This is a genomic window from Mesorhizobium sp. WSM4846, assembly GCF_055811415.1.
Genome location: NZ_JBVVPZ010000052.1, coordinates 38,805 through 46,320, shown reverse-complemented (window position 1 = coordinate 46,320; position 7,516 = coordinate 38,805). Strand labels below are relative to the sequence as shown.

The 7,516-nt window shown below is 64.7% G+C and carries 4 protein-coding genes; 2 read left to right on the top strand and 2 right to left on the bottom strand.

The annotated features are described in order from the left end of the window. Positions 1–278: 278 nt before the first annotated feature. Positions 279–2,621, top strand: coding sequence for an NADP-dependent malic enzyme (locus AC0L15_RS29165; protein ID WP_287247838.1), 2,343 nt, complete (start codon positions 279–281; stop codon positions 2,619–2,621). Positions 2,622–2,686: 65 nt separating this feature from the next. After that, the gene (locus AC0L15_RS29160) at positions 2,687–4,018 is read left to right on the top strand and encodes a DUF2865 domain-containing protein (protein ID WP_473497922.1); all 1,332 of its coding nucleotides are present in this window, start codon (positions 2,687–2,689) and stop codon (positions 4,016–4,018) included. Here AC0L15_RS29160 and gltX read toward each other — a convergent pair. Then, positions 3,936–5,309, bottom strand: coding sequence for a glutamate--tRNA ligase (gene gltX, locus AC0L15_RS29155; RefSeq protein WP_287247840.1), 1,374 nt, complete (start codon positions 5,307–5,309; stop codon positions 3,936–3,938). The genes AC0L15_RS29160 and gltX overlap by 83 nt on opposite strands. A gap of 298 nt (positions 5,310–5,607) precedes the next feature. Continuing rightward, positions 5,608–7,413 (bottom strand): ABC transporter ATP-binding protein, encoded by a 1,806-nt coding sequence (locus AC0L15_RS29150; protein WP_473497920.1) that lies wholly within the window; start codon positions 7,411–7,413, stop codon positions 5,608–5,610. Between the last annotated feature and the right edge of the window lie 103 nt (positions 7,414–7,516).

Below are 7,516 nucleotides of genomic sequence, written 5' to 3'. Positions count from 1 at the left end.
GTCGACCTTAATCAAGACGCTTCGGTGCGAGTGGATCCACGGCTTCATCGCCGACTTCTTCAACACTATCCACCCGTTGCAGACATTCAAACTGGGATGTCGGCGTAGCTCGTCACAGCACCCCGCCCGTCATCCCAACATTTCAATGGCAGACACACAGGCCGGACCGCGATGCGAAGCCAAAGGCCGCACTTTGCGACATATCACCTCTCGAAAAGCCACGGCTGCATGCTAAGAGACTCAAAACAGCAAATGGACTGAACTGAGGAGCGGCCGGCATGGAAGGCGAAAACAAAAAAGCAGCCCGGTCGGACCTCGACGAAGCCGCCCTCTATTTCCACAAGCACCCACGCCCTGGAAAGCTTGAAATCCAGGCAACAAAACCGCTCGGCAACCAGCGCGACCTGGCGCTTGCCTATTCGCCGGGCGTGGCGGCGCCCTGTCTGGAAATCCGCGACAATCCGGCGGCCGCCGCCGACTACACGGCGCGGGCCAATCTGGTTGGCGTCGTCTCCAATGGTACGGCGGTGCTCGGCCTCGGCAATATCGGCCCGCTGGCCTCCAAGCCGGTGATGGAAGGCAAGGCGGTGCTGTTCAAGAAATTCGCCGGCATCGACGTCTTCGACATCGAGATCGACGCGCCTGACATCGAGCGGATGGTCGAGACGATCTCGGCGCTGGAGCCGACCTTCGGCGGCATCAACCTCGAGGACATCAAGGCGCCCGAATGTTTTGAGGTCGAGGAACGGCTGAAGGCGCGCATGGCCATACCGGTCTTCCACGACGACCAGCACGGCACCGCGATCATCGTCGCCGCCGCCGTGCTCAACGGGCTGGAATTTGCCGGCAAGACGATCTCCGACATCAAGATCGTCACCTCCGGCGCCGGGGCAGCGGCCCTCGCCTGCCTCAACTTGCTGGTTTTGCTGGGCGCGCGCATCGAAAACATCTGGGTCACCGATCGTTTCGGCGTCGCCTACAAGGGCCGCGTCGACGAGATGGACCGCTGGAAGGACCCCTATGTGAAGGACACCGAGGCGCGCACGCTGGCCGATGTGCTGCCCGGCGCCGACGTGTTCCTGGGTCTTTCGGCCGCCGGCGTGCTGAAACCGGAACTGCTCCAGCACATGGCGCCAAAACCGCTGATCCTGGCCTTGGCCAACCCCAACCCCGAGATCATGCCGGAAGCGGCACGGGCGGCGCGACCCGACGCGATGATCTGCACCGGCCGTTCCGATTTTCCCAACCAGGTCAACAACGTACTCTGTTTTCCTTACATTTTCCGTGGTGCCCTGGACTGCGGCGCCAGCGCCATCAACGAAGAGATGAAGATGGCTGCGGTGCGGGCGATCGCAGCCCTAGCCCGCGAGGAACCGTCTGACGTCGCCGCCCGCGCCTATTCCGGCGAAACGCCGATCTTCGGGCCCGATTTCCTGATCCCCTCGCCGTTCGACCCCAGGCTGATCCTGCGCATCGCGCCGGCGGTGGCCAAGGCCGCCTGCGACACCGGCGTCGCGACACGGCCGATCACCGACTTTGCCGCCTATATCGACACGCTCAACCGCTTCGTCTTCCGCTCCGGCCTGGTCATGAAGCCGGTGTTCACGATGGCCAAGACGTCGAGCGCCAAGCGCGTCATCTATGCCGACGGCGAGGACGAGCGCGTGCTGCGCGCCGCCCAGGTGGTGCTGGAGGAAGGCATCGCCGAGCCGATCCTGATCGGCCGCCCGCATGTCATCGAAGTCAGGCTGAAACGCTACGGGCTGCGCATCAAGCCGGGCGTCGATTTCGGCCTGATCAATCCCGAGGACGATCCGCGTTATCGCCACTATGTCGACCTTTTGATCGAGCTCGCCGGCCGGCGTGGCGTCACGACGGAGGCCGCGCGCACGATGGTGCGCACCGACAACACGGTGATCGCCGCACTTGCCCTCAAGCGGGGCGACGCCGACGCCATGGTCTGCGGCCTGGAAGGACGTTTCGAGCGGCATTTGCGCAATGTCACCCTGATCATCGGCCCGCGCGCCGGCATCAAGGATCACGACCTGTCGACGCTTTCCATGCTGATCTCGCAGCGCGGCATCATTTTCCTCACCGACACCCATGTCACCGTCGATCCGACCGCCGAGGAGATCGCCGAGATGACGGTGCTGGCGGCCGAGGAAATCCAGCGCTTCGGCATCGAGCCCAAGGCCGCCCTGCTGTCGCATTCGGATTTCGGCTCACGCGACTCGCCAAGCGCGCTCAAGATGCGGCAGGCAGCGGCGATCCTGGCGCGCATCGCGCCGGACCTGCAATGCGACGGCGAGATGCATGCCGACTCGGCTCTGTCGGAGCCGCTGCGCCAGCGGGTCTATCCGCATTCGCGGCTGAAGGGCGAAGCCAATCTGCTGGTCTTCCCCAATCTCGATTCGGCGAACATCACGCTCACCGCGCTACGCGCGATGATGGACGCACTGCATGTCGGGCCGATCCTGCTCGGCACCGACAGGCCGGCGCATATATTGACGCCGTCGGTGACGTCACGCGGCGTCGTCAACATGACGGCGCTCGCGGTGGTCGAAGCGGCCCACAAGGCGCAGGCGGTCGTAAGTCTGGGCGAAACCGGCCTTTCGCGGTAAGCTAAATGAACAGTTAACCGCAGACGCGGTAACCTTCGCAACCGACGAGGCAAGCGGAGTTCCGGATGGGCGCGAGGTGGAAGCTGACGCATGCCGCCGCATCAACTGTCAAAGGCGGCGCCGCCCCTCATCGCCCTGGCCGCAGACTCGGCCCCCTGCCTGCGACGCCGGTGATTGGCGAAACCGGTGACAAGAGCGCCGCTCTCCCCGTCCCTATACGGGGAGAGGATGCCGGCAGGCAGGTGAGGGGCAGCGCCAACGACCGGGGCGAGAAACCGCTAAAGCTGACGCGCGCCGCAGCACTGCTCGGTGCCCTGGCATTGTCAGGCTTTGCCGTCATCCAGCCGCAGGCCGCATCCGGTGTTTGCCGGCAGCTGGAAGCCGATCTCGCGGCCGCTTCGCGCGGTGGCGGCACCAAGCCGGCCCTGCTGAGGAAATACGATGCTGCAATCGTGCGGCAGCGCCAGCAGATTTCAAAGGCCGTCAGCCAATCCAGCCGCGCCGGCTGCGGCTTTTCGCTGTCGCGCCGCAACGCCAACGCATGCGCCACACTCGACGCCACCATCGATCGCATGGCAGCCAATCTCGACAGCTTGCAGGCCAAGCGCGCTGAACTCGCCGGCGGCGGCTCGCGCCGCAATCGCGCACGCATATTGGCTTCGCTCGACGCCAATGGCTGCCGCGACGATGCGGCGCTGCCAAAGCCGGCAACGGGCCGCGACGTCAGCCGTGGAACCGGCGAGAAAAACTTGCTCGACCAGCTTTTGGGCAGCGACGCAATTGAACCCGGCGCGCCCGACCGGCCTGAAGAGCCCGATCAAGCTGTGGGTCCGCGCGACATCCGCACCATGCTCGCCGACGACATGGGCCAGCCGCACGGCGAATTCCGCACCATGTGCGTGCGCACCTGCGACGGCTATTTCTTCCCGATGTCGAACGCCGCCTCGCTGGGCGATTTCGAGCGCGACCAGAAGAACTGCGATTCGAGTTGCCCCGGCACCGAGATGCAGGTGTTTTATGCGCGCGGCTTCGGCGACGACTCGGGCGGCATGACGTCTTCGGTAACCGGCAGGCCCTACAGCGAGCTGCCGACCGCCTATCTCTACAAGCAACCCGCGCGTCCGCCGGCCTGCGGCTGCAACGCCGCGCGAAATTTCGAGATCATTGCCGGCAACCCGCCAGGCCCGGAACAGGCTGCCCCCGCCGACCCCGAGAGTTTGGCCAATGGCGAAGGCCGGCTCGATCGCGAAGCCATCGAGCGCCCCGCCGCAAAACCCTCGCCGACGACCTTGCCGCCACCGGAACAGCGCAAGGTCAGGGTCGTCGGGCCAACGTTCCTTCCCGGCCCAGCAGCGGCAACAGATCTGCAAGCTCCGGCCCCGAAGGCTGGCCCGTAAGCGCCAGCCTGAGCGGCGTGAACAGCGCTTTGCCCTTGCGGCCGGTTGCTTCCCTGATCCTGCCGGTCCACTCCTTCCACACCGACCCATTCCAGGGGTCTTCCGGCAAAAGGTCGAACGCCTGGCGAAGGAACTCGCGGTCGGGGTCGGAAAAGTCCGGCTGCTCCTGCGGGCCGTCGCGAAGTGTGCGCCACCAGATTGCTGCATCGGCCAGCCTGTCGAGATTGCCGCGCACCGCCAGCCAGAAGGGCTCCGCCTGTTCGCCGGAAATGCCGAGCACGATCAGCCGGTCGCGCGCCTCGGAAAACGGCATATGGTGCAGCAGCGTGCGATTGAGCACGAAGAGCTCGTGCGGATCGAATTTGGCCGGGGATTTCGATGTCGCCGCCGGATCGAAGCGCTCGGCAAGCTCAGCCATCGTCTGCACCGCGACGACGTTTTCCGAGGTGCCGACGAGCACCGCCAGCGAGGCGACGGCCATCGGCTCGATGCCGGTCTCGCGCAGGCTTTCGATGGACAGCCCGCCGCTCCGCTTCGACAGGCCCTCGCCCGATGCGGTGGTCAACAGATTGTGGTGGCCGAACACCGGCGGCTCGGCACCCAGCGCCTGGAACAAGGCCAACTGCACGCCGGTATTGGTGACGTGGTCGTCGCCGCGGATGACATGGCTGATCCCCATCTCGATGTCGTCGACCACCGAAGGCAGAGTATAGAGATAGGTGCCGTCCTCGCGCATGAGAACCGGGTCGGAAAGCGAGGCTAGGTCGACGGTTTCCTCGCCCCGCACCAGATCGTTCCAGTGGATTTCGGTGCGCTCCGGCTGCAGCGGATCGCTGGTGAAATTGGGCAGGAGAAAGCGCCAATGCGGCCGGCGGCCATCGGCCTGGTATTCGGCGACCTGCTCAGCCGTCAGCGTCAGCGCCTCGCGACCGTAGACCGGCGGCAGGCCGCGCGTGCGGCGCACCTTTCGCCTGAGATCGAGCTCTTCCGGTGTTTCGTAGCAAGCATAGAGAAGGCGCGCCGCCTTCAATTTCTCCACCGCCGCATCGTAGAACTCGAAGCGCCGTGACTGGTATTCCGTGGCGTCCGGAAAGATGCCAAGCCAATGCAGGTCGTAGAGGATGGCGTCGGAGAATTCCTGCGTCGAGCGCGCGACGTCGGTGTCGTCGAAGCGCTGGATGAAGCGGCCCTTGTTGTTCATGGCGAACAGCCAGTTGAACAGCGCAGTGCGCGCATTGCCGATATGAATGCGGCCGGTGGGTGATGGGGCGAAACGGACGGTAACTGTCATGAATGGGGCGTACCGGATGGTTTTGCTGTTGACAAGACACGCCCCCGCGCTTGGCCGCAGACATAAGACATGACGAAGGCGATGAAAAGGCGGCAGCGCGCGCGTTTAGCGCATCGGCCCGAAAATCGGAACCGATTTTCGGAAAGCACGATACGCAGATTCAAGTTGTTAGAGCGTACTTTGTGCGTCCAAGTGGACGCACGTCGCTCTAACGCATCGGCCCGAAAATCGGAACCGATGTGCGGAAAGCACGATGCGCAGATTCAAAGTTGTTGGACGCGCGCGGCGCTGCAAGTCGTCAGATCGCCAGCCCCTTGGTCAATTCGAGCGCCTGGCGCTCGAACAGCCGGCGGTAGATGCCGCCTTGCAGCCGGATCAGCTGACCATGTGAGCCCTCCTCGACGATGCGGCCGCGATCGAACACCAGAAGCCTGTCCAGCGCTCGCACCGTCGAAAGCCGGTGCGCGATGACCAGCGTCGTGCGGCCGACCATCAACCGCTCCATCGCCTGCTGGATCAGCACCTCCGATTCCGAATCGAGGCTCGACGTCGCCTCGTCCAGAATGAGGATCCGCGCATCGGCGAGGAAAGCCCGCGCGATCGCCACCCGCTGGCGTTCGCCGCCCGACAATTTCACGCCGCGCTCGCCGACCAGCGTGCCATAGCTTTTCGGCAGATCGACGATGAAGTCGTGCGCGCTTGCCAGCCGTGCCGCATGCTCGATCTCGGCCTGCGTCGCGCTCGGCCGGGCGTAGGCGATGTTTTCGGCCAGCGACCGGTGGAACAGGATCGGCTCCTGCTGGACGATGGCGATCTGCCCGCGCAGTGATGCCTGCGCCACCCCGGAAATGTCCTGGCCGTCGATCAGGATCGTTCCCGCGTTCACGTCGTAAAGCCGCTGGATCAGCTTGACGAAGGTCGTCTTGCCCGAGCCCGAATGGCCGACCAGCCCGACGCGTTCCCCCGGCGCGATGTCCACCGAGAAGTCGCGGTACAGCGGCAGTCGGTGGCTGCCGTAATGGAAGGTGACGTTGTCGAAGCTGATGCGGCCGTCGGTGATGCGGATCGGCCTGGCGCCGGGCACATCCTCGATGCCGAGCGGCTCGGACTGGAAGTCGACCAGTTCCTCCATGTCGTTGATCGAGCGCTGCAAATTGCGGATGTGCGTGCCGATATCGCGCAGATAGCCTTGCAGCACAAAGAACGAGGTCAGCACGAAGGTGACGTCGCCGGCGCTCGCCTGCCCCCACGACCACAAAAGCAGGGAGAAACCTACCACCGCTGTTCGCAGAAGCAGCAGCATCGATCCTTGCGTGGTGCCGTTGACGGTGCCGCGCACCCAGGTGCGGCGCGTGCGGGCGCGCCATCTGGCAACGACTTTGGCAAGGCGCGTTTCCTCGCGTTCCTCGGCGCCAAAACCCTTGACCACGGCGTTGCAGCTCACCGCATCGGCCAGCGAGCCGCCCAGGCGCGTGTCCCATGCATTGGCAAGCCTTGCGGCAGGCGCGACATAGCCAAGCGACAGCAGCGCCGTCACCGCGATGAACAGCACCGAACCTGCGGCGACGACAGCACCCATCAGCGGCCAGAACCAGCCGAGCAGCAGCGTCGAACCGACGAGCATGACGACCGACGGCAGCAGCGCGATCAGGATCGTGTCGTTGAGCAGGTCGAGCGCCCACATGCCGCGGGTTATCTTGCGCACGGTCGATCCGGCGAAGCTGTTGGCGTGCCAGTCGGTGGAGAAGCGCTGGACGCGGTGGAAGGCGTCGGCGGCGATATCCGCCATCATCTTCAGGGTCAGTTCGACGATGGCCATGAAGGCGAGGTTGCGCAGCACGACACCGGTGAGCGCCAGCGCCACCAGCATCGAAAAGGCCGCCATCGCCGCATTCCAGGCGACGTCGTCGGCCGCAGCACTGCTGGCGACGGCGTCGACCAGCCGGCCGGAATAGAGCGGCGTCAGCACGTCGGCCAAGGTCGACAGCAGGAATGTGCCCATGATGAGCGAAAGCCGCCACGGCTGGCGCCGCCAATGACTGAGCGTGAAGCCAAGGACGCTGCGAAAGGCGCCGGCGCGCAAATCGATCTGAAAACGAGCCATGATGTCATTCGGGCGCAAACGAGCCCGGTCCCGGTAAGGTCGAACCTGAGAAAACCGCGTTGGGCGAATTAGTGCCCAGGAATGCGGAAGGTTCGGCATATTG